The sequence below is a fragment of the Demequina pelophila genome (assembly GCF_000971175.1).
GTDB classification, from domain to species: Bacteria; Actinomycetota; Actinomycetes; order Actinomycetales; family Demequinaceae; genus Demequina; species Demequina pelophila.
Window position 1 is genome coordinate 214,573 of the sequence record NZ_BBLY01000001.1, and the last position, 20,231, is coordinate 234,803.

At 73.5% G+C, this 20,231-nt stretch carries 16 protein-coding genes; 12 read left to right on the forward strand and 4 right to left on the reverse strand.

Annotated elements, in window-relative coordinates; all coding sequences use genetic code 11:
* Nucleotides 1–22 precede the first annotated feature (22 nt).
* Nucleotides 23–4,279 carry an ATP-dependent RNA helicase HrpA gene (hrpA, locus tag AOM03_RS01040; protein ID WP_062379064.1) on the reverse strand — a complete coding sequence of 1,419 codons (4,257 nt, stop codon included), beginning with the start codon at nucleotides 4,277–4,279 and terminating at the stop codon, nucleotides 23–25.
* 302 nt (nucleotides 4,280–4,581) lie between these two features.
* On the opposite strand from hrpA, the gene AOM03_RS12330 reads away from it, so the two are divergent.
* Both AOM03_RS12330 and dnaE read left to right on the forward strand, forming a co-directional pair.
* Nucleotides 4,582–5,415, forward strand: a complete 834-nt coding sequence (locus AOM03_RS12330) for a ribonuclease H family protein (protein ID WP_082092139.1) — start codon at nucleotides 4,582–4,584, stop codon at nucleotides 5,413–5,415.
* A gap of 77 nt (nucleotides 5,416–5,492) precedes the next feature.
* Entirely contained in the window at nucleotides 5,493–9,035 is a 3,543-nt protein-coding gene (gene dnaE / locus AOM03_RS01050) for a DNA polymerase III subunit alpha (protein ID WP_062377411.1), read from the forward strand.
* Between the two features lie 184 nt (nucleotides 9,036–9,219).
* On the opposite strand, the gene AOM03_RS12580 is transcribed toward dnaE, so the two are convergent.
* Nucleotides 9,220–9,357, reverse strand: coding sequence for a hypothetical protein (locus AOM03_RS12580; protein ID WP_156157565.1), 138 nt, complete (start codon nucleotides 9,355–9,357; stop codon nucleotides 9,220–9,222).
* Nucleotides 9,358–9,581: 224 nt separating this feature from the next.
* Here AOM03_RS12580 and AOM03_RS01055 point away from each other — a divergent pair, with 224 nt between their 5' ends.
* The 3 genes from AOM03_RS01055 to hisD all read left to right on the forward strand — a co-directional run bounded on the left by AOM03_RS01055 (nucleotide 9,582) and on the right by hisD (nucleotide 11,765).
* The gene (locus tag AOM03_RS01055; RefSeq protein WP_062377412.1) at nucleotides 9,582–9,998 is read left to right on the forward strand and encodes a DUF4260 family protein; all 417 of its coding nucleotides are present in this window, start codon (nucleotides 9,582–9,584) and stop codon (nucleotides 9,996–9,998) included.
* On the forward strand, nucleotides 9,995–10,378 hold the full coding sequence (locus tag AOM03_RS01060; protein ID WP_062377413.1) for a VOC family protein: 384 nt from the start codon (nucleotides 9,995–9,997) through the stop codon (nucleotides 10,376–10,378). Before AOM03_RS01055 ends, AOM03_RS01060 begins: the two co-directional genes overlap by 4 nt.
* Before the next feature lie 73 nt (nucleotides 10,379–10,451).
* The gene (gene hisD / locus AOM03_RS01065; RefSeq protein WP_062377415.1) at nucleotides 10,452–11,765 is read left to right on the forward strand and encodes a histidinol dehydrogenase; all 1,314 of its coding nucleotides are present in this window, start codon (nucleotides 10,452–10,454) and stop codon (nucleotides 11,763–11,765) included.
* 17 nt (nucleotides 11,766–11,782) lie between these two features.
* Here hisD and AOM03_RS01070 read toward each other — a convergent pair whose 3' ends face one another.
* A complete protein-coding gene (locus tag AOM03_RS01070; protein ID WP_062377418.1) occupies nucleotides 11,783–14,053 on the reverse strand; it encodes a RecQ family ATP-dependent DNA helicase in 2,271 nt (756 codons plus the stop codon).
* Between the two features lie 117 nt (nucleotides 14,054–14,170).
* Between AOM03_RS01070 and AOM03_RS01075 the strand changes: the two genes are divergently transcribed.
* From AOM03_RS01075 to hisH, 4 genes are read left to right on the forward strand one after another with little or no spacing between them, the layout of a single operon-like run.
* Nucleotides 14,171–15,262 (forward strand): histidinol-phosphate transaminase, encoded by a 1,092-nt coding sequence (locus AOM03_RS01075; RefSeq protein ID WP_062377420.1) that lies wholly within the window; start codon nucleotides 14,171–14,173, stop codon nucleotides 15,260–15,262.
* Between the two features lie 31 nt (nucleotides 15,263–15,293).
* The gene (hisB, locus tag AOM03_RS01080; RefSeq protein WP_062377423.1) at nucleotides 15,294–15,893 is read left to right on the forward strand and encodes an imidazoleglycerol-phosphate dehydratase HisB; all 600 of its coding nucleotides are present in this window, start codon (nucleotides 15,294–15,296) and stop codon (nucleotides 15,891–15,893) included.
* Nucleotides 15,890–16,417 carry a hypothetical protein gene (locus AOM03_RS01085; protein ID WP_062377425.1) on the forward strand — a complete coding sequence of 176 codons (528 nt, stop codon included), beginning with the start codon at nucleotides 15,890–15,892 and terminating at the stop codon, nucleotides 16,415–16,417. Before hisB ends, AOM03_RS01085 begins: the two co-directional genes overlap by 4 nt.
* Complete coding sequence (hisH, locus tag AOM03_RS01090; RefSeq protein WP_062377428.1) at nucleotides 16,414–17,070, forward strand: imidazole glycerol phosphate synthase subunit HisH; 657 nt, start codon at nucleotides 16,414–16,416, stop codon at nucleotides 17,068–17,070. The genes AOM03_RS01085 and hisH overlap by 4 nt, the downstream gene beginning before the upstream one ends.
* Before the next feature lie 143 nt (nucleotides 17,071–17,213).
* Here hisH and AOM03_RS01095 read toward each other — a convergent pair whose 3' ends face one another.
* Complete coding sequence (locus AOM03_RS01095) at nucleotides 17,214–17,921, reverse strand: cation diffusion facilitator family transporter (RefSeq protein ID WP_062377429.1); 708 nt, start codon at nucleotides 17,919–17,921, stop codon at nucleotides 17,214–17,216.
* A gap of 132 nt (nucleotides 17,922–18,053) precedes the next feature.
* On the opposite strand from AOM03_RS01095, the gene priA reads away from it, so the two are divergent.
* Genes priA through AOM03_RS01110 form a run of 3 tightly spaced genes read left to right on the forward strand, consistent with a single transcriptional unit; the run spans nucleotide 18,054 to nucleotide 20,200 of the window.
* Nucleotides 18,054–18,791: a bifunctional 1-(5-phosphoribosyl)-5-((5-phosphoribosylamino)methylideneamino)imidazole-4-carboxamide isomerase/phosphoribosylanthranilate isomerase PriA gene (priA, locus tag AOM03_RS01100; RefSeq protein WP_062377430.1), complete on the forward strand. Its 738-nt coding sequence runs from the start codon at nucleotides 18,054–18,056 to the stop codon at nucleotides 18,789–18,791.
* Between the two features lie 48 nt (nucleotides 18,792–18,839).
* On the forward strand, nucleotides 18,840–19,430 hold the full coding sequence (locus tag AOM03_RS01105) for a hypothetical protein (RefSeq protein ID WP_156157566.1): 591 nt from the start codon (nucleotides 18,840–18,842) through the stop codon (nucleotides 19,428–19,430).
* A 38-nt stretch (nucleotides 19,431–19,468) separates the two neighbouring features.
* The gene (locus tag AOM03_RS01110) at nucleotides 19,469–20,200 is read left to right on the forward strand and encodes an SseB family protein (RefSeq protein ID WP_062377440.1); all 732 of its coding nucleotides are present in this window, start codon (nucleotides 19,469–19,471) and stop codon (nucleotides 20,198–20,200) included.
* The last annotated feature ends 31 nt before the right edge of the window (nucleotides 20,201–20,231 follow it).

Sequence of the window (20,231 nt, forward strand, 5' to 3'; positions counted from 1 at the left end):
GGCCCCGCGGGCGCGCGCGATCTCAGCCGATCGCGGCGAGCGCCTTGCGGATGCGCTGCTCGCTCACCGGCCCGTCGGTGCCCAGCCTCTGCGCGAACAGGGAGACGCGGAGCTCCTCGAGCATCCACCGCACACGCTCGAGGCCGGCCGCGGCCGCCGCGTCGGGACGGCCCTGGGCGTGGGCGCCGCGCACCGCCTCGTACGCCGCGACGGACTCTCCCACCTGGTAGGACAGCTGAGCGTCGCGCTGGGGATCGGCCTGCGCCTTCTCGAGCCGGTGCAGCCCGGCCCGCAGGTAGCGCTCGAGGTGGCGGAGCCGGTCCGGCGGCGTCGCGCTCACGAACCGGTCCGGCACCAGCCCGGCGGCCTGGTCGCGCAGGTCCTGCAGGGTGGCGAGCAGGGCGAGGGACGATGCGCCGCGGACGGCGGCGTCCAGGTCCCGGGCGGCGGCGAGCGCCGCGGCGGCCAGGCGGGCGACAGCGAGCACCTCGTCCTCGAGGCGCGGGCGCAGCGCGTCGCGGGCGGCCTCGTAGTCGGCGCGGGAGCGGATCGCGCCGGCATCGAGGGACAGCGCGGGCGAGGTGTGCGCGGCGCCGGGCGTGGTGAGCGCGGCGACCGCGGCCAGCTGGAGGTCGTCGACCAGCGCCTCCGTGGACCGGTACGGGGACGCCGCGAGCGCGAGCGACTCCGTGGTGGACCAGCGCGTGGTGACGCGCTTGACCGGCAGCGCGAGCTCGGTGAGCAGCAGGCGGCGCACGCCCGCGGCATGCCGGGCATCCCGGTCCTGCGGGTCGGCGAGCACGCGCAGCGCGGCGCGCGGGCCGTCCTTGCCGCGCTCGGCGACCAGCGCGGGATAGCCGCGCGCGGTGAGGCCGTGGACGGTGGCCTCGACCTCGGCGGGCAGCTCGTCGCGGTCGGGCCAACCGGTCAGCCGGTCGACCTCCGCGACCGCGGCGGCCACCGGGCGGGCGGCGGGAGCGGTCGCGGAGGGACGCGCGGCGGCGCCCGCCCCGCTCCGGCCCGCACCGCCGTTGCCGGCGCCACCCGTGGCGGCGCCGCCCGTGCCCCCGCGGGCCTCGTGCGCCGCGTCGGCCGCGCGCTGGACGGCGGTGCGCACCGCCTTCTGCGCGCGCGGGGCGAGCTCGCGCTGGAGCGACAGCAGGGACGCGGACTCGGCCAGGCGCCGGCCGCGCTCGTCCTCGACGCGGAAGCTCATGCGCAGGTGCAGGGGCAGGCGCTCGTCGAGGTCCTCCCACGCGTCGGCGGGGATCTCGACGCCGCGGACGTGGCTCACGGCCCGGGCGAAGTCCTCGCGGAAGGGGGTGCCCATGTCCCCGGCGCGCACCGCATCGGCCCAGGCCGGGGTGTGCTCGCCCATCCAGGCGACGATGTCCCGGGCCGCGTCCGGTGCGGGCACCAGGAGGCGGCGCACGGCCTTGGGCAGCGCGCGGATGGTCGCGGTGACCAGTTCCGGCAGCAGGCCGGGGACCAGGCGGTCGAAGCCGTCGGGCAGGAGGCGGGGGAGCACCGGCAGGGGGATGTGGACGGTCACGCCGTCCTCGTCGGTGCCGGGCTCGAACTGGTACGTGAGCGGCAGCTCGAGGTCCAGCTGCGGCCAGGCGTCGGGGAACAGCGCGGGGTCGATGCGCTCGGACTCGGGGACCAGCGCGTCGAGCGTGAGGCTCAGCAGGCCGGGATCGTCGCTCCGCGCGTCCTTCCACCAGCGGTCGAAGTGCCGCGCGGACACGATCGACTCCGGCAGCCGCTCGTCGTAGAAGGCGAACAGGGTCTCCTCGTCGGCGATGACGCCGCGCGTGCGGGCGCGCGCCTCGACCTCGGCGGCCTCCTCGAGGACCCGCTGGTTGTCCTTCCAGAAGCGATGGTGCGTGGTCCACTCGCCCTGGACCAGGGCGTGACGGATGAACATCTCGCGCGCCTCCTCGGGGCGCACGCGGCCCCACAGGATCTCGCGGTCGGCCACGATGGGCACGCCGTAGAGCAGCACCTTCTCCTTGGCCATCGCCGCGCCCTGGCGGGTGGACCAGTGCGGGTCCGAGTAGGTGTGCCGGGCGAGGTCCCCGGCGAGCTCCTCCGCCCACTCGGGCCGGATCGCGGCCACGTCGCGGGCCCACAGGCGGCTGGTCTCGACCAGCTCCGCGGCCATGACGAAGGCCGGCGGCTTCTTCGACAGGGGCGAGCCGGGGTTGATGGCGAAGCGTGCGCCGCGGGCGCCCACGTACTCGTTGCGGGCGCGCTTGCGGGCCTTGCGCATCGCGGCCTCGCGCTGGCCGCCCTTGAGGTGGGAGAAGCTCGACGCCTTGACGTCCGAGTCGTCCTGCATGCCCAGGTGGGACAGCAGGCCCGCGAGCACGCTGCGGTGGATCGCGTCCTCGTCCCACACGTGGCGCAGGGAACCGGCGGCGGACGCGCCGGAGCCCGCCGCCGCATCGTCGCCCGGCTCCGGTGTCACCGGCCGGGACTCGAGCCGGGGCATCTCGATGCCCAGCTCCTTGGCGCTCACCCGGATCTGCTGGACCACGTCCTGCCACTCGCGCACGCGCAGGAAGTTGAGCATCTCCGCCCTGCAGGTGCGCCGGAACTGGTTGCCGGAGAGGGCCTGCTGGCGCTCGCGGACGTGCTGCCACAGGTTGAGGTAGGCGAGCAGGTCCGAGGTGGGGTCGGCGAAGCGCCGGTGGAGCAGGTCCGCCTCCTCGCGCCGCTCCGAGGGGCGCTCGCGCGGGTCCTGGATGCTCAGCGCGGCGGCGATGATCGCGACCTCGCGGGCGACGCCGTGGCGCGCGCCCTCGACGATCATGCGCGCCTGGCGCGGGTCCATGGGCAGGCGGGAGATCTTGCGCCCCACCTCGGTCAGGACGGTGCGGCCGTCGCGGGTCGCGACCGCGCCCAGCTCGGTGAGCAGCTGCACGCCGTCGCGGATCGCGCGCGTGTCCGGCGGCTCGACGAACGGGAAGCGCGCCACGTCGTCGGGCGAGGAGGCCACGCCCACGGAGATCATCTGCAGCAGGACGCTCGCGAGCGAGGTGCGCAGGATCTCCGGCTCGGTGAACGCGGGGCGGGTCTCGAAGTCCTCCTCCGCGTAGAGGCGGATCGCGATGCCGTCGGCGAGGCGGCCGGCGCGGCCCGAGCGCTGGTTGGCGCTCGCCCGGGAGATGGGCTCGATGGGCAGGCGCTGGACCTTGGTCGCCTTCGAGTACCGGGAGATGCGCGCGGTGCCCGGGTCCACCACGTAGTGGATGCCGGGGACGGTGAGCGAGGTCTCGGCCACGTTGGTGGACAGGACGATGCGCCGGTGCGAGTGCCGCTCGAACACGCGGTGCTGCTCGGCGGCGGACAGGCGCGAGTACAGCGGCAGGATCTCGACGCGGCGGGGGTGGCGCGGGTCGCGGGCGCGCTCGCCCAGGCTGCCCTCGAGCGCGTCGGCGGCGTCGCGGATCTCGCGCTCGCCGGACAGGAACACCAGGATGTCGCCGGGGCCCTCGGCCATGAGCTCGTCGCACGCGTCGACGATGCCGGTGACCAGGTCGCGCTCCTCGCCGCGCTCCTCGCCCTCGAGGGGGCGGTAGCGGATCTCCACGGGGAACGTGCGGCCGGTGACCTCGACGACCGGGGCGGTCGGCGCATCGTCCCCCGCCTCGTCGGTCTCGAGCGGCTCCTCCGGCAGCGGCGGCAGCGGGCCGCCGGGCGCGAAGTGGCGCGCGAAGCGCTGCGAATCGATGGTCGCCGAGGTGATGATCACCTTGAGGTCGGGACGGCGCGGCAGCAGGTTGGTGAGGTAGCCCAGCAGGAAGTCGATGTTGAGGCTGCGCTCGTGCGCCTCGTCGATGATGAGCGTGTCGTACGCGAGCAGGTCCGGGTCGCGCTGGATCTGCGCGAGCAGGATGCCGTCGGTCATCACCTTGACCAGGGTCTTCTCGCTCGACTGGTCGGTGAAGCGCACCTGGTAGCCCACGATTGCGCCCAGCGTGGTGCGCAGCTCCTCCGCGATGCGGTCCGCGACCGAGCGGGCGGCGATGCGGCGCGGCTGCGTGTGGCCGATCTGCCCCGCGCGGCCGCGGCCCAGGTCCAGGCAGATCTTGGGCAGCTGCGTGGTCTTGCCCGAGCCGGTCTCGCCCGCGACGATCACCACCTGGTGGTCGCGGATGGCGGCTGCGATGTCCTCGCGGCGCGCGCTGACGGGCAGCTCGGCGGGGTAGGAGATGGGCGGCACCTCCACCGCCTCGCGGGCCGATGCGGCGGCCTCCAGCGCCTGGCGGCTCACGCGGGCGGGGCCCCGGGTTTCGGGTCGGCGGGCTCCGCGTCCGCGGCCCCTGCCGCGGCCGGATCGCCCGGCGCCCTTCTCGGCGCCACCCGCGTTGCCGCCGCGCGTGTGCTCGCCGCCCTTCCTTCCGCCGTGGCGCGAGGGATCGCGGCGGGCGGGATCGGGGCTGGTGGGCGAGGTCACCGCGACATTCTCCCCGTGCGGCGCGCATCGGACCAATCCGGCGGTTCGCACGCGCCGCGGCGGGCACGGGCGCGTACCGTGTTCCGCCGGGGCGCGCGCCCCGACGGAAGGAGCGGTTGATGGACGTGGTGGTGGCGACCGACGGCGCCTGCCTGGGCAATCCCGGGCCGGCCGGCTGGGCGTGGGTGCGCGAGGACGGCGCATGGCGCTCGGGGGCGCTCGCGCGCTCGACCAACAACGTGGGCGAGCTGCTCGCCGTGCTCGACGCCCTGCGCGAGCACGCGCGCGTGCCGCGTCTCGAGCTGCTGGTCGACTCGCAGTACGTCATCAACACGTACACGAAGTGGATGGACGGCCACCGCCGCCGCGGCTGGAAGACCTCCTCGGGATCGCCCACCAAGAACGCGGACATCCTCCAGGACCTCATCGACGTGCGCGACGCGCGCAAGGCGGCCGGGCTGCCGCCCGCGACGCTCACCTGGGTGCGCGGCCACGACGGCCACGTGCTCAACGAGTGGGCCGACGACCGCGCCTCGGCCGCGGCCCGCGTGGCCGGCGCGCGCGACGGCGAGGTGTGGGGCTCGGACGAGGGCGAGCTGCTCGACGTCGACGCGGCGCCCGCCGGGGCCAGGCCCGCCCAGGCGAGGCCGGGCGCGTCCTCCCGGGCCACCGCATCGTCCGGGCGTACGGGGAAGGCGACCGGCGCATCGTCCACCCGCAAGCCGTCCCGCGACGGGTTCGGCAACCAGACGGACCTGGGCAAGGTGCTGGGCGCGACCGCCGTCGAGGTGGGGCGGATGCTCGAGGCCGCGGGCCTGCGCGACCCCGGGACGCGCGAGCCCACCGAGCGCGCGCTCGCGGACGGGCTGGCGAAGGCGGCGAAGCTGCGCGACGGCACGCCGTACTACCGCTGGCACACGGACCGGGCGGCCGCGGCGCTGCGCGGGGACTGACCCGCGACACGCGGTCGGTGCTGGGGCGGCGTCCCCCGCGGCCCCGGATGTCGGTGACGCTCTCTAGAATCGTCCCCATGCCCGGCAAGGATTTCGTTCATCTCCACGTCCACACCGAGTACTCGATGCTGGACGGAGCGGCCAAGATCGGGGACCTGTTCAAGGAGACCGAGCGGCTGGGCCAGAAGGCCATCGCCACCACGGACCACGGGTACCTGTTCGGCGCGTACGAGTTCTGGACCAAGGGCCGGGCCGCCGGGATCAAGCCCATCATCGGCCTCGAGGCGTACCTCACCCCGGGCACCGCGCGCGGCGACCGCACGCGCGTGCGCTGGGGCGAGCGCGGCCAGGAGTCGGACGACGTCAGCGCCGGCGGCGCGTACACCCACGCGACCATGTGGGCCCGCGACACGTCCGGCATGCACAACCTGTTCCGGCTCGCGTCCTATGCGTCGCTCGAGGGGCACTTCTACAAGGCGCGCATGGACCGCGACCTGCTCCAGCGCTTCTCCAAGGGCCTCATCGCGACCACCGGCTGCCCGTCGGGCGAGGTGCAGACGCGCCTGCGCCTGGGCCAGTACAAGGAGGCGCTCAAGGCCGCCGCGGAGTTCCAGGACATCTTCGGCAAGGACAGCTACTACGTCGAGCTCATGGACCACGGGCTCGACATTGAGAAGCGCGTGTTCGAGGACCTGCTGAGGATCTCCAAGGACATCGGCGCGCCGCTGGTCGCGACCAACGACCTCCACTACACCAAGCGCGAGGACTCGACGGCGCACGAGGCGCTCCTGTGCGTCCAGTCGGGATCGACGCTCAGCGAGCCCACGTACGACCAGGGCGGCAAGCGCTTCGCGTTCTCCGGCGACGGCTACTACGTCAAGTCGACCGAGGAGATGTGGAAGATCTGGGGCGACTACCCGGAGGCGCTGCACAACACGGTCGCGATCGCGGAGCAGTGCGAGGTGGAGTTCGACACCAAGGCGGACTACATGCCGCTGTACGACTGCCCGCCGGGGGAGGACGAGCACTCGTGGTTCGTCAAGGAGGTCCAGAAGGGCCTCCACGAGCGCTACGGCGAGGAGATCCCCGCCAACGTGCAGGAGCGCGCGAACTTCGAGATCGAGGTCATCGCGGGCAAGGGCTACCCGGGCTACTTCCTCGTGGTCGCCGACTTCATCCAGTGGTCCAAGGACAACGGCATCCGCGTGGGTCCGGGGCGCGGCTCCGGCGCGGGCTCGATGGCCGCGTACGCGATGAAGATCACGGACATCGACCCCATCGAGCACCAGCTGTACTTCGAGCGCTTCCTCAACCCGGAGCGCGAGTCCAAGCCCGACTTCGATGTGGACTTCGACGAGCGCCGGCGCGGCGAGGTCATCCAGTACGTCACGGACAAGTACGGCCAGGAGAAGGTGTCGATGATCGTCACCTTCGGCACCATCAAGGCCAAGCAGGCGCTCAAGGACTCGACGCGCGTGCTGGGCAAGCCCTTCGCCCTGGGCGAGCAGCTCACCAAGGCCTACCCCGAGGCCATCATGGGCAAGGACATGCCGCTGATCGGCGTCACCGACCCCGAGCACCCGCGCCACTACGAGGGCGACGACTTCCGCAAGCTCCTGGAGACGGACCCCGAGGCGCAGCAGGTGTTCGAGCTCGCGCAGGGCCTCGAGGGGCTGAAGCGCCAGTGGGGCGTGCACGCGGCGGGCGTCATCATGTCCTCGGACCCCATCATCGACGTCATCCCCATCATGCGCCGCGAGGCCGACGGCGCGGTCATCACCCAGTTCGACTACCCCACGTGCGAGACGCTGGGCCTGGTCAAGATGGACTTCCTGGGGCTGCGCAACCTCACGATCCTGGACGATGCGCTCGAGAACATCGTCGACAACGGCAAGGAGCCGCTGGTCCTCGAGGACCTGCCCCTGCACGACGACGGCGCCTTCGACCTGCTGTGCCGCGGCGAGACCCTGGGCGTGTTCCAGCTCGACGGCACCGCGATGCGCTCGCTGCTGCGCCAGATGCGGCCCGACACGTTCGAGGACATCTCCGCGGTGCTCGCGCTGTACCGCCCCGGCCCCATGGGCGCGAACTCGCACATCAACTACGCGGAGCGCAAGAACGGCCGCCAGGAGATCGTCCCCATCCACCCCGAGCTGGAGGAGCCGCTCAAGGAGGTGCTGGGGATCACCTACGGCCTCATCGTCTACCAGGAGCAGGTCCAGCGCATCGCGCAGATCATCGCCGGCTACACGCTGGGCCGAGCGGACCTGCTGCGCCGCGCGATGGGAAAGAAGAAGCGCGAGGTCCTCGAGAAGGAGTTCATCCCCTTCCGCGACGGCGGCCTCGAGCGCGGCTTCTCCGAGGAGGCCATCCAGGCGCTGTGGGACATCATGGTCCCGTTCGCCGACTACGCGTTCAACAAGGCGCACACCGCCGCGTACGGCGTGCTGTCGTTCTGGACCGCGTACCTCAAGGCGCACTATCCCACCGAGTACATGGCCGCGCTGCTCACCTCCGTGGGCACGGACAAGGACAAGTCCGCCATCTACCTGGCCGAATGTCGCCGCATGGGCATCACCGTGCTGCCGCCGGACGTCAACGAGTCCAAGGGCACCTTCGCGGCCGTGGGCGGCGACATCCGCTTCGGCATGACCGCGGTGCGCAACGTGGGCGCGAACGTCGTGGCGGAGATCATCCGGGCGCGTGAGGAGAAGGGCAAGTTCACGGACTTCGCCGACTTCCTCGACAAGGTCTCCGCGACCGTGTGCAACAAGCGCACCATCGACTCGCTCATCAAGGCGGGCGCGTTCGACTCGATGGGCTCCTCGCGCCGCGCGCTCAACACGGTGCACGAGCAGGCGATCGACGCCGTCATCGGGGTGAAGAAGCAGGAGGCCACGGGCCAGTTCGACCTCTTCGCCGAGGTCGAGGACGTGGGCGGGGGAGTGAAGGTCGAGGTCCCCAACCTCGAGGAGTGGGACAAGAAGACCAAGCTCAACCTCGAGCGCGACATGCTGGGCCTTTACGTGTCCGATCACCCGCTGTCCGGGCTCGACCACGTGATCCGCGCGGAGTCCTCCCACCAGATCCTGGGCGCGACGCCCGCGAACGGCGTGGCCGACGGCTCCCAGATCACGCTGGCCGGCCTGGTCACCCGCGTGGACCGGCGCATCGCCAAGTCCGGCAACCCGTACGCGATCGTCACGCTCGAGGACATGACCGGCGAGTGCGAGGTGTCCTTCTTCTCCAAGACGTACGACACCTACGCGCGCGACCTCGCCGAGGACGCCGTCGTGGCCATCAAGGTGCGCTGCCGCGAGAAGGGCGACGGCGGCCTCCAGTACTCCGCCGTCGAGCTGCGCATGCCCAACGTCAACGTCACGGACAGCTCGCCCGTGGCGATCACCGTGCCGGCCGCGCGCATCACGCCGCCGCTGGTCGAGGAGGTCAAGGGCATCCTGCGCGCCCACCCGGGCGCGATCGAGGTGCGCATGGTGCTCACGGGCCCCGACCAGCCGCTCACCATGCGGCTGGCCGACGAGTTCCGCGTGACGCGGTCCTCCGCGCTCTACGGGGATCTCAAGGCCGCGCTGGGCCCCGGCTGCCTCCAGGGGGTGTAGCCGCGCTTCCCCTCGCGCTTGGGCGCCCCCTCCGGCGCGCGGCGCACACAGCCCGGCGCGCGGTGCGCCCGACCCGGCGCGCGGCGCACCCACCCCAACGCCCTCCGGGTAGATGGTGGTCGGTTTTGGGAGGTCTCTGCGCGTCAGGGGTAGATGGTTGTCGTTCGGCGCGGCGAAGCCGGCTCTAGATGAGGCTGAGCGTCAGCATGCCCGCGAACGCGCCCACCGTGATCGCGGTGAGCACAAGGCGACGGCGCCAGGGGTGCGGGCGCGCGTCGGGGTCGCACCCCGCCGCGCGCTGGTCCCACTCGACGCAATCCATGGCTCCAGGGTGGCACAGGCGCCTGCGCGCCCGGGTCTTCCGGGGCCGGGCGACACGATTCGCTCCCTGAGAGCCAGGGACCGGCCGAAAGCGACACGATTCGCTCTAGCGGACTCGCGCGGGGCCCGGCCGAAGGCGGCGCGAATCGCGCCACAGAATCAGTGGGGCGCGGACCGCGACATCATCCATCCCCGGGAACCGCCGGGCTTCGCTAGCGTGGAGTCATGTCCCCGGTGTCGTGGCAGAGGGTCGAGGGTGCCGCGCTCGCGGCCGCGGCCATGGTCGGGGCGGCCGCGCTCGGCGGCTGGTGGTGGCCGCTCGCGACGTTCCTGCTGTTCGACCTGAGCGCGCTCGGGTATCTGGCCGGGCCTCGACCGGGAGCGTTCACCTACAACCTGGTGCACTCGTACTGGGGACCCGCCGTGCTGCTCGTGTGGGCCGTCGCCGCGGCGGCGTGGGCGACACCCGGGCACCCCGAGGCGCTGGCGCTCGCGGCGAGCGCCTGGACCTTCCACGTGGGTGTGGACAGGGCGGTGGGTTACGGGCTCAAGGAGAACGACAGCTTCCAGCACACCCATCTGGGGTGGATAGGGCGCGGCCGCGCCGCGCGTCACGAGCACGAGGAGGGAAAACGATCATGACCGGATGGCCCGTCATCGCCTTCGTCCCGGCGGAGGATCAGCAGCGCGCACTCGCGTTCTACACGGAGGTGCTGGGCGCGCGGTTCCTGCGCGACGACGGGTTCGCGCTCGTGTGCGAGGCCGGCGGCACGATGCTGCGGATCGTCGAGCCCCGTGAGTTCTCCCCGCAGCCGTTCACGGTGCTCGGTTTCGAGGTCGAGGACGTCGATGCCGAGGTCGCGCGGCTCGCGGCCGCGGGCGTGCGCTTCGAGCACTTCGGCCTCGCCGAGGACGGCGCCGCATGGGAGGCGCCCAACGGCGACCGGGTCGCCTGGTTCCACGACACCGAGGGGAACCTGCTCTCCCTGTCCGCGCACGTCGAGCCCGTCGACCCCGGCTGAGCGGGGCGGCGGCCCGGCGTCGCCGGGACGCGGGACGGGCGCGCACCGCGTGCGCCCGATTAGGATTGTCCGCGTGCTGACCAGGATCGATCTTCGCGACCAGGACCCCACGCCCCGCGAGCTGCTGTCCATCGTGCCCCGTGCGGACGTGGACGTCGCCGACGCGCTCACCGTGGTGGAGCCCATCATCGCCGACGTGCGCGAGCGCGGGGCCGACGCCCTGCGCGAGTACGGCGAGCGCTTCGACGGCGTCGCCCCCGAGCACCTGCGCGTGCCCCAGCGCTACCTCGACCGCGCGCTCGAGGACCTCGACCCGGCGATCCGCGAGGGTCTCGAGGAGGCGATCGACCGCGTCCGTCGCTTCCACGAGGCCACCGTGCCGCCGCCGGTGCGCGTCGAGCTCGCGCCCGGCGCCGTCGTCAGCCAGCGCTGGATCCCCGTCGCCCGCGTGGGGCTCTACGTGCCCGGCGGACTCGCGGTCTACCCGAGCTCCGTGGTGATGAACGTGGTCGCGGCGCAGGCCGCGGGCGTCCCGTCCGTCGCCGTCACCAGCCCGCCCCAGAGGTCGCATGGCGGCTACCCGCACCCGACCATTCTGGCGGCGTGCGCGCTCCTGGGCGTCACCGAGGTCTACGCCGCGGGAGGCGCGCAGGCCATCGGCATGCTCGCGTACGGCGTCGACGGGCTGTGCGACCCGGTCGACGTGGTGACCGGACCCGGCAACGTCTTCGTCGCCGCCGCCAAGCGCGCCGTCAACGGCGTGGTCGGCATCGACTCCGAGGCGGGCCCCACGGAGATCGCGGTCATCGCCGATGCGACGGCCACCGCCCGCTTCGTCGCCGCCGACCTCCTGAGCCAGGCCGAGCACGACCCCATGGCCGGCTCCGTGCTGATCACCGACTCGGAGGAGCTCGCCGACGAGGTGGACCGCGAGCTCGCCGCCCTGGTCGACGCGACCAAGCACCTCGCGCGCACCAAGGAGGCACTGTCGGGCCGCCAGAGCGCGATCATCCTCACCAAGGACATCGACCAGTCGGTCGCCGTGGCCGACGCGTACGGCGCCGAGCACCTCGAGATCCACACCGACGACGCGGTGGGCGTCGCGGGCCGGATCCGCAGCGCCGGCGCGATCTTCGTGGGCGAGCACTCCCCGGTGCCGCTGGGCGACTACCTGGCCGGCTCCAACCACGTGCTGCCCACGGGGGGCACGGCGCGCTTCGCCTCGGGGCTGAACGTCACGAGCTTCCTCAAGGCCGTCTCCCAGATCGAGTACGACGCCGCGGCGCTCGCGGCCGTGGGGGAGAAGGTGGTCGCGCTCGCGGACGCCGAGGACCTCCCCGCGCACGGCGAGGCGATCCGAGCTCGGCTCGAGGCCGCCCAGGAGTGACGCCCGGTCCCGTCCCCTCAGCGCTGCCCGAGCACGAACGGGTAGACGGCGCTCGCGCCCGCGAGCCGCAGCTGTCGCGCGGCGACGGTGAGCGTCCAGCCCGAGTCGGTGAGGTCGTCCACCAGCAGCACGGCCCGGCCCGGGAGGCCGGCCGCGGCGGCCTCCGATAGCTCCAGCGAGAGCCGATGCGCCACACCGGCGAGCCGCTGCGCCGAGTTCACGTCGTGGCGGTCGGGCGCCTCCCGGCCCGCCGCCGGGCCGACGGTGCCGACCAGCGGGATCCCCAGGTACCGCGCGAGACCCGTCGAGAGGTGCTCGACGAGCCGCGGCCTCGTTACGGACCGGATCGCGACCACGCCCTGGACCGCGAGCGCGCGCTCGCCGTCGGGGCCCGGCGCCCACAGGGCGTCCCAGTCGTCGAGCACCCGCACCGCGGCGGTGCGCAGCGGCGCGGGGGTCTCGCCGTCCGCGGGGCGTCCCTCCTCATCGCGCGCCGCGAAGAGGTCCCGCAGCTGGCCGGACCACCCCAGGCCGTCGAGGCGGGCGATCGCGCGGCCCGGCTCCGCCTGCTCCTCGGCCGGGATCCGGCCACGCAGGTCGAGCCCTAGGCGGTCCATGCCGCTGGGCCACTGACGCCGCGCGGTCAGCTCGACGCCCACGCGGTCCATCTGTGAGCGCGCCTCGGTCACGGCATCGCGATCCGGGGCCTCGGGAAGCGCCACGCCGCCGCATCGGTCGCAGCGGCCGCAGCGCCAGTCCGGGGCCATCGCATCGCGGGCGCCGCCGGCGTCCGCGATGCCCTCACCGGAAGCCGCCAGCTCCGGGTCGTCGAGCACCCGCCGCAGATACGCCATCCGGCAGCCGTCGGTCGACTGATACTCGAGCATGGTGCGCTGCTCCGCCAGCCGCGCCTGCGCCACGCGCCGGTAGCGCTCCGCGTCGTACTCCCACGCAGCGCCGGTCGACAGCCATCCGCCCCGCACGCGCCTGACCGCGCCGTCGACGTCGAGCACCTTGAGCATCGCCTCGAGGCGCCCGCGCGTGAGGTCCACCTGGGACTCGAGCACCGCGACGGAGACAGGCTGGTCGGGCGACAGCGCCGCGAGGGTCGCGCGCACCTGGTCCTCGGCCGGGAAGGCCTGCGAGCCGAACCACTCCCAGATCGCCCGGTCCTCCTGGCCCGGCAGCAGCACCGCCACCGCGCGGTCCACGCCGCGCCCCGCGCGGCCCACCTGCTGGTAGTACGCGATGGGGGAGGACGGCGCGCCCAGGTGCACCACGAAGGCGAGGTTGGGCTTGTCGAAGCCCATCCCCAGCGCGGAGGTCGCGACCAGCGCCTTGACGCGGTCCGCCTTGAGGTCCTCCTCGAGCCGCTCGCGCTCGGCCGGGTCCGTGCGTCCCGTGTACGCGCCGACCGCGAGGCCCGCCGCGCGCAGTTGGGACGCGACCTCCTCCGCCGCGGAGACGGTGAGGCAGTAGACGATGCCCGAGCCGTCGATGTCCTGGAGCGCCTCCGCCAGCCACGCGACGCGCGTGGCCGGGTCGGGCAGGTGCAGCACCGCGAGGTGGAGCGACTCGCGATCGAGGGCCCCGCGCAGCACGAGCACGTCCGCCCCGGCGGTGTCCGGGGCCCCGGCCGCCGGATCCGTGGCGCCCGCCGTCACCCCCAGCTGCTCGGCCACGTCTGCGGTGACGCGCGCGTTCGCCGTCGCCGTGGTCGCGAGCACCGGGATCCCGGACGGCAGGTCCGCGAGCAGCGTGCGGATGCGCCGGTAGTCGGGCCGGAAGTCGTGCCCCCAGTCGGAGATGCAGTGCGCCTCGTCGATCACGACGAGGCCGGCATCCGCGGCCAGCCGCGGCAGCACCTCGTCCCGGAACTGCGGGTTGTTGAGCCGCTCGGGCGAGCACAGCAGCACGTCGACGTCGCCGGCGGCGATCGCGGCGTGCACGTCCTCCCATTCGGTGACGTTCGCGGAGTTCACGGTCGCCGCGCGGATCCCGGCGCGCGCCGCCGCCGCGATCTGGTCGCGCATGAGCGCCAGCAGGGGAGAGACGATGACCGTGGGGCCCGCACCCCGCGCGCGCAGCAGCGTGGTCGCGACGAAGTACACGGCGGACTTGCCCCATCCGGTGCGCTGCACCACGAGGGCCCGCGCGCGGCGCTCGACGAGCGCCTCGATGGCCGTCCACTGGTCGTCGCGCAGGGCGACGTCCTCGCGGCCGACGAGCGCGCGCAGCGCCGCCTCGGCGTCCAGGCGGAGGGTGGACGATGCGGTGGTGGCGGGCATGCGTCGATCCTAGGAGGGCCGTCCGACAGCCCCGCGGCCGCCCACATCTGGCACCCAGGCGCATCGTCCGGGACCGGGCGTGGTGCCGCCCGTGACCTTGCTGACTAGAATCTCGGCATGACTCTGCCGATCCGCCCGGACCTGCAGGGGCTCGAGCCGTACGGCGCGCCCCAGCTCGATGTGGCCGCGCGCCTCAACGTCAACGAGAACCCGTACGCGCCTCCGAACGTGGTCGTGGACGCGATCGCGAACCACGTGCGGCGTGCCGCGCGCACCCTCAACCGCTACCCGGACCGCGACTTCCTGGGGCTGCGCCAGGACCTCGCGCGCTACATCGCCGCGGAGTCCCACGTCGACTTCGTCGAGCCGCGCAACATCTGGGCCGCCAACGGCTCCAACGAGGTGATGCTGCACCTGCACCAGGCCTTCGGCGGACCCGGTCGCACCGTGCTCAGCTTCTCGCCCACCTACTCGATGTATCCCGAGTACGCGCGCGACACCCTCACCGAGTTCGTCACCGTCCCGCGCCGCGAGGACTTCACGCTCGACGTCGACGCGGCCGTGGCCGCGATCCGCGAGCACCACCCCGTCATGGTGATCGTCGCCAGCCCGAACAACCCCACGGGCACCGCGATCGCGATCGACGACATCCGCGCGCTCGCCCTCGCCGCGCAGGAGGTGCCCGGCGGCTGCGTCGTGGTCGTCGACGAGGCCTACGCCGAGTTCCGCCGCTGGGGCACGCCCAGCGCCGCGAGCATCGTCCCCCAGTACCCCAACCTCGCGGTGAGCCGCACGATGTCCAAGGCCTTCGCCCTGGCCGGCGGCCGGCTCGGCTACCTCATCGCGCACGAGCCGCTCGTCGACGCGCTGCGCGTGGTCCGCCTGCCGTACCACCTCAGCGCCGTCACGCAGGCGACCGCCCGGGCCGCGCTCGCCCACCACAAGTCCCTGCAGGCGCAGGTCGACGAGATCCGCGCCGAGCGCGACGACACCGTCGACTGGCTGCGCGCCCAGGGCTTCACGGTCGCGGAATCCGACGCGAACTTCGTGCTGTTCGGCATGTTCGAGGACCGTGAGAGGGTGTTCCGTGGCCTGCTCGACCACGGCGTGCTCATCCGCGTCACGGGACCCGAGGGCTGGCTGCGCGTGTCGATCGGCACCGCCCACGAGATGATGATGTTCCGCAGTGCGCTCCTGGAGGTCGTGTGACCCCGGGCGCCCCGATTCACAGGGAGAACCCATGAGCCGCACCGGCCGCATCGAGCGGACCACCAGCGAGTCGCAGGTCCTGGTCGAGCTCGACCTCGACGGCTCGGGCCGCACCGAGATCAGCACCGGCGTGCCCTTCTACGACCACATGCTCACCGCGCTGGGCAAGCATTCGCTCATGGATCTCAAGGTCGAGGCGACCGGCGACATCCACATCGACTCCCACCACACGGTCGAGGACGTCGCGATCTGCATCGGCGAGGCCCTGCGCAAGGCGCTGGGCGACAAGGTCGGCATCTCGCGCTTCGGCGACGCCATGGTGCCGCTCGACGAGTCGCTCGCGCAGTGCGTCGTCGACGTCTCCGGCCGCCCCTACTTCGTCCACACCGGCGAGCCGATCGGCCAGGCCACCCACCTCATCGGCGGCAACTTCGCAGGCTCGCTCACGGGCCACGCGCTCGAGTCGATCGCCCACCACGCGGGCATCTGCGTGCACATGCGCGTGCTCGCGGGCCGCGACCCCCACCACATCGTGGAGGCGCAGTTCAAGGCGCTCGCCCGCGCGCTGCGCGCCGCGGTCGCCAAGGACGACCGCGTGACCGGCATCCCGTCCACCAAGGGAGCGCTGTGACCGACGAGTCCATCCCCGAGATCCCCGACACCCCCGAGGAGCTCATGGGGCCGCGGATCGCCGCGCTCCTCACGCCCATGCCCCGGCCCGGGTTCGTCACCGCGCTGTGCGCGCTGAACAAGATCTCCGGTCGCGTCCTCGAGACCAGCGCCGGCTCGCTGCTGGTGCTCGACGACGCCTCGCCCGAGGCCTCCGAGGCGGCCGCGAAGGCCTGCTCGGGCTTCGCGTCGAAGGTGCACTTCCTGCTGGTGCGCAACGAGGCCGGCCAGCTCACCGCGGACCTGTGGGCGGGCGGCTCGCAGCAGCGCTCGCTGCCGCCGGGATTGGCACTGGCCGATGCGCCGGGCGTCGTGACCTCGATCCTCACCGGGGCGCAGACCATCGACGACGTCGCCGAGACCCACCCGGAGAAGGTGCACGGCACGAACATGGGGCGGATCGCCGCGTTCCGCCTGCTGGCGCGCGAGACCCGCGCGCTGCGAGGCGACGCGGCCGCGGCCAAGGAGCGCGAGGAGGAGTCGTGACCCGGCCCACCGTCTGCGTCTTCGACTACGGCTTCGGCAACGTCCGCTCCGCCACCCGCGCGCTCGAGCACGTGGGCGCGGACGTGCGGCTCACGCGCGACCGCGACTTCGCGGAGACCGCCGCGGGCCTCGTGGTCCCCGGCGTGGGCGCCTTCGCGGCGGTCATGCAGGGACTGCGCGAGGCGCGCGGCGACCAGATCGTGGGACGGCGCCTGTCGGGCGGACGCCCGGTGCTGGGCATCTGCGTGGGCATGCAGGTGATGTTCGAGCGCGGCGTCGAGCACGGCGAGGAGACCGTGGGCCTCGACCAGTGGCCCGGCACGGTCGAGCACCTGCAGACCTCCGTGGTGCCCAACATGGGCTGGGCGAAGGTCGAGGCGCCCGCCGGCACCACGCTGTTCGACGGGATCGCCGACGAGCGCTTCTACTTTGTCCACTCGTACGGCGCCCGCACGTTCCCGCTGGGCACCACCGAGGACACCGGACGCTTCGCCGCGCCCCTGGTCACCTGGTCGACCGCCGGGACCGGGGACGACGCGGACCGCTTCGTGGCCGCGGTCGAGAACGGGCCGCTGGCCGCCACCCAGTTCCACCCCGAGAAGTCCGGCGAGGCGGGGCTCCGGCTCCTGCGCAACTGGGTTGAGACGCTCTAGCTCCGGATCTGGGCCCACCTTCGCCCCGCCCCGCGCCGCCCGCCCCCGCGCCGCCCCACTCGCCCCACCTACCCCGAATTGGTAGGTGGTTGTCGGTCTGGGCACATTCGTGCGCGCCAGGGGTAGGCCTTGGTCGTTCGGACCTATGACGCGTCGCAGCACCCGTCGCCGCAGGGACCCTCGCACTCGCACGCGACCTCCTCGCCGCGCAGCAGCGCGCCCGAGGTGGCGCAGCACCCGTCGCCCCGCCACGCCTCGAGGCCCTCGCGCACCGCGAAGCCGGCGATCACCAGCGCGGCGAGCGGATCCGCCCACCACCAGCCGAGCGTCGAGTTGAGCACCAGGCCCACGAGCAGCGCGGCCGAGAGATACGCACACACGAGGGTCTGCTTGGAGTCCGCCACCGCGGTGGCCGACCCGAGCTCGCGCCCCGCGCGCCGCTCGATCCACGACACGGTGGGCATGACGATGAGCGACAGCACGGCCAGGCCGATGCCCACGGGGGAGTGGGCGGGCTCGGCCGCGCCCAGCAGGGTGCGGGCCGCGTCGACGGTGACGAACGCGGCGAGCCCGAAGAAGGAGAACGCGATGAGCCGCAGCGCGGTGCCCTCGCGCCGAGCGAGGTCGCTCGAGGAGAACTGCCACGCGACGGCCGCGGCGGAGAGCACCTCGACGATCGAGTCCAGCCCGAACCCGACGAGGGCGGCGGACGACGCGATCGTGCCCGCCGACAGCGCGATCACGGCCTCGACCACGTTGTACGCGATGGTGCCCGCGACCACCCAGCGGATGCGGCGCCGGAGCACCGCGGCGCGGGCGTCGGTCGGGGAGGCGAGGGGAAGGGTGCTCACGCAGTCAACCTACGCGACGCCGCCCGGGACGGGCCGCGCCCGGGCGCGCGACGCACCGGGCCCGTCCCGCGCATCGTCCCTGGGCCCTCCCCGTGCGAGACTGAGCCCCAGCCCGCCACCCGAGAGGACCTCATGACCGCCACGCCCCGCCTCGAGCTTCTTCCCGCCGTCGACGTCGCCGACGGTCAGGCCGTCCGCCTCACGCAGGGCGAGGCCGGCTCGGAGACGAGCTACGGCGACCCGCTCTCCGCGGCCCAGGACTGGGTCGTCGGCGGCGCCGAGTGGATCCACCTGGTGGACCTGGACGCGGCCTTCGGGCGCGGCTCCAACGCGGAGCTCCTCGCGGCCGTGGTCAAGGCCGTCGACGTCAAGGTCGAGATGAGCGGCGGCATCCGCGACGACGAGTCGCTCGAGCGCGCCCTCGCGACCGGCTGCGCCCGCGTCAACCTGGGCACCGCCGCGCTCGAGAACCCGGAGTGGACCGCCCGCGCGATCGACCGCCACGGCGACCGCATCGCGGTGGGCCTCGACGTGCGCGGCACCACGCTGGCCGCGCGCGGCTGGACCCGCGACGGCGGCGACCTGTGGGAGGTGCTCGCGCGCCTCGACGCCGCTGGCTGCGCGCGCTACGTGGTCACGGACGTGAAGAAGGACGGCATGCTGTCCGGACCGAACCTCGACCTGCTGTCCCAGGTGTGCGCGGCGACCGACGCGCCCGTGGTCGCCTCGGGCGGCATCAGCTCGCTCGACGACATCGCCGCGCTGCGCACGCTGACCGGCGAGGGCATCGAGGGCGCGATCGTGGGCAAGGCCCTCTACAACGGCAACTTCACGCTCCCGCAGGCGCTCGACGTCGCCGGTCGCCCCTGACCCCACGCTCGCCCCGTCCCGGGCGTAGGTTCTGCGAGGAGGTGGACGATGCGTCGCTTGACAGGTCTCGCGGCCGCCGGTGCCGCGACGGTCGCCGGGGTCACGATGCTCGCCGGCTGTGCGTCCGGCGGGTTCACGGTTGGCTCGGGCTCCGAGCCTGTCGATCCGGAGTGCCCGGAGGTGCTGCCGCGACCGGACGCCGCCGAGCGCGACCGGGAGCCGACGGTCGAGGTGGGCGACATCGGGCTCGAGACGGCGTGGCTGTGCCGCTACGCCGACACCGGGGAGGCCCAGCCGGGGGAGTGGCCGTACTACACGTGGGCGCTCACCGACGGCCCGGCGCCGATCCCCGGGGAGAACCTGGGCGACGTGGCGGAGGCGCTCGGCACCCTCGAGCCAGTGCCCGACGACCTCGCGTGCATGGCGGACCTGGGCCCGGTCTGGCTCCTGGTGCTCGAGGGAGAGGAGCGCTACGGCGTCGCCATAGAGGAGTTCGGCTGCCGCATGACCTCCGTGGTCGCCGACCCGTGGGCGCACGTCGAGGGTGAGCCGTACCCCGGTATCAGCGGCACGGTGCTGGGCTCCGACGAGCTCATCGCGTCGTTGCGGGACGCCGCCGGGGTGACCTGGAGCCGGTGACGCAGGCGGCGTCGGACGGCGCCGCTAGGCTGGGCGCCATGAGCGACGACGACGCCGAGCCCCGCAAGGAGATCCCCGAGTCGATCTTCGCGGACGACGACGGCAGCGCCGACGCGCACCTCGCGCAGGCGCTCATCCGCCACTCGCACGGCAAGACCGCCCTCGCGGACGTGGTCGACGCGCTGACGTACGCGCGCGTGCTGGTGCCCGTGGTCGCCTCGGGCCACGCGCGCTTCGTCGGCAAGCACGGCGTCGAGCAGGACGAGGTCGCCTCGACCGGCGTGGTCGCCGTCGAGATGCCGGACGGCCGCCGGGCGCTGCCCATCTTCACCGACGTCGACGCGATGCGGGCGTGGAGCCCGCAGGCGCGCCCCATCCCCGCGGAAGGTCCGCGCGCCGCGCTCGCGGCCGTGTCCGAGGGCTGGAGCGCCATGGTCCTCAACCCCGGCATGGAGACCGTGCTGGTCCCGCGCCCGGCCGTGTGGGCGCTGGGCCAGGGCGAGCCGTGGCGACCCGCGGTGGTCGACGGGGAGGTCGACGCGGACGTCCAGGCGGCCGTCGTGGACGCGGTGACGGTGGACGATGCTCTGCGCGCCGTCGAGGCCACGCCCGGCCGGGGCGCGGAGGTCGCCGTGGTGCTGAGGCTGGTGCCGGGCCTCACCCAGCCCGAGGTGGACCAGGTGGTGCAGCGCGTCGAGCGCGAGCTCGCGCGGTCGGCGGTGGTCGCGCACCGCGTCGACAGCGTCGAGCTGCGCCTCGCGACGGCCTGAGGCGCCGCGCCCCGCGGAGGCGCGGCACTTG

What these genes read in the sequence shown, in the direction of transcription:
- AOM03_RS01075 (WP_062377420.1), top strand. Translation starts at nt 14,171, where the DNA reads ATGACTCTGCCGATCCGCCCGGACCTGCAGGGGCTCGAGCCGTACGGC.
- AOM03_RS01110 (WP_062377440.1), top strand. Translation starts at nt 19,469, where the DNA reads ATGAGCGACGACGACGCCGAGCCCCGCAAGGAGATCCCCGAGTCGATC.
- AOM03_RS01070 (WP_062377418.1), bottom strand. Translation starts at nt 14,053, where the DNA reads ATGCCCGCCACCACCGCATCGTCCACCCTCCGCCTGGACGCCGAGGCG.
- AOM03_RS12330 (WP_082092139.1), top strand. Translation starts at nt 4,582, where the DNA reads ATGGACGTGGTGGTGGCGACCGACGGCGCCTGCCTGGGCAATCCCGGG.
- hisB (WP_062377423.1), top strand. Translation starts at nt 15,294, where the DNA reads ATGAGCCGCACCGGCCGCATCGAGCGGACCACCAGCGAGTCGCAGGTC.
- dnaE (WP_062377411.1), top strand. Translation starts at nt 5,493, where the DNA reads ATGCCCGGCAAGGATTTCGTTCATCTCCACGTCCACACCGAGTACTCG.
- AOM03_RS01055 (WP_062377412.1), top strand. Translation starts at nt 9,582, where the DNA reads ATGTCCCCGGTGTCGTGGCAGAGGGTCGAGGGTGCCGCGCTCGCGGCC.
- priA (WP_062377430.1), top strand. Translation starts at nt 18,054, where the DNA reads ATGACCGCCACGCCCCGCCTCGAGCTTCTTCCCGCCGTCGACGTCGCC.
- AOM03_RS01060 (WP_062377413.1), top strand. Translation starts at nt 9,995, where the DNA reads ATGACCGGATGGCCCGTCATCGCCTTCGTCCCGGCGGAGGATCAGCAG.
- AOM03_RS12580 (WP_156157565.1), bottom strand. Translation starts at nt 9,357, where the DNA reads ATGGATTGCGTCGAGTGGGACCAGCGCGCGGCGGGGTGCGACCCCGAC.
- AOM03_RS01105 (WP_156157566.1), top strand. Translation starts at nt 18,840, where the DNA reads ATGCGTCGCTTGACAGGTCTCGCGGCCGCCGGTGCCGCGACGGTCGCC.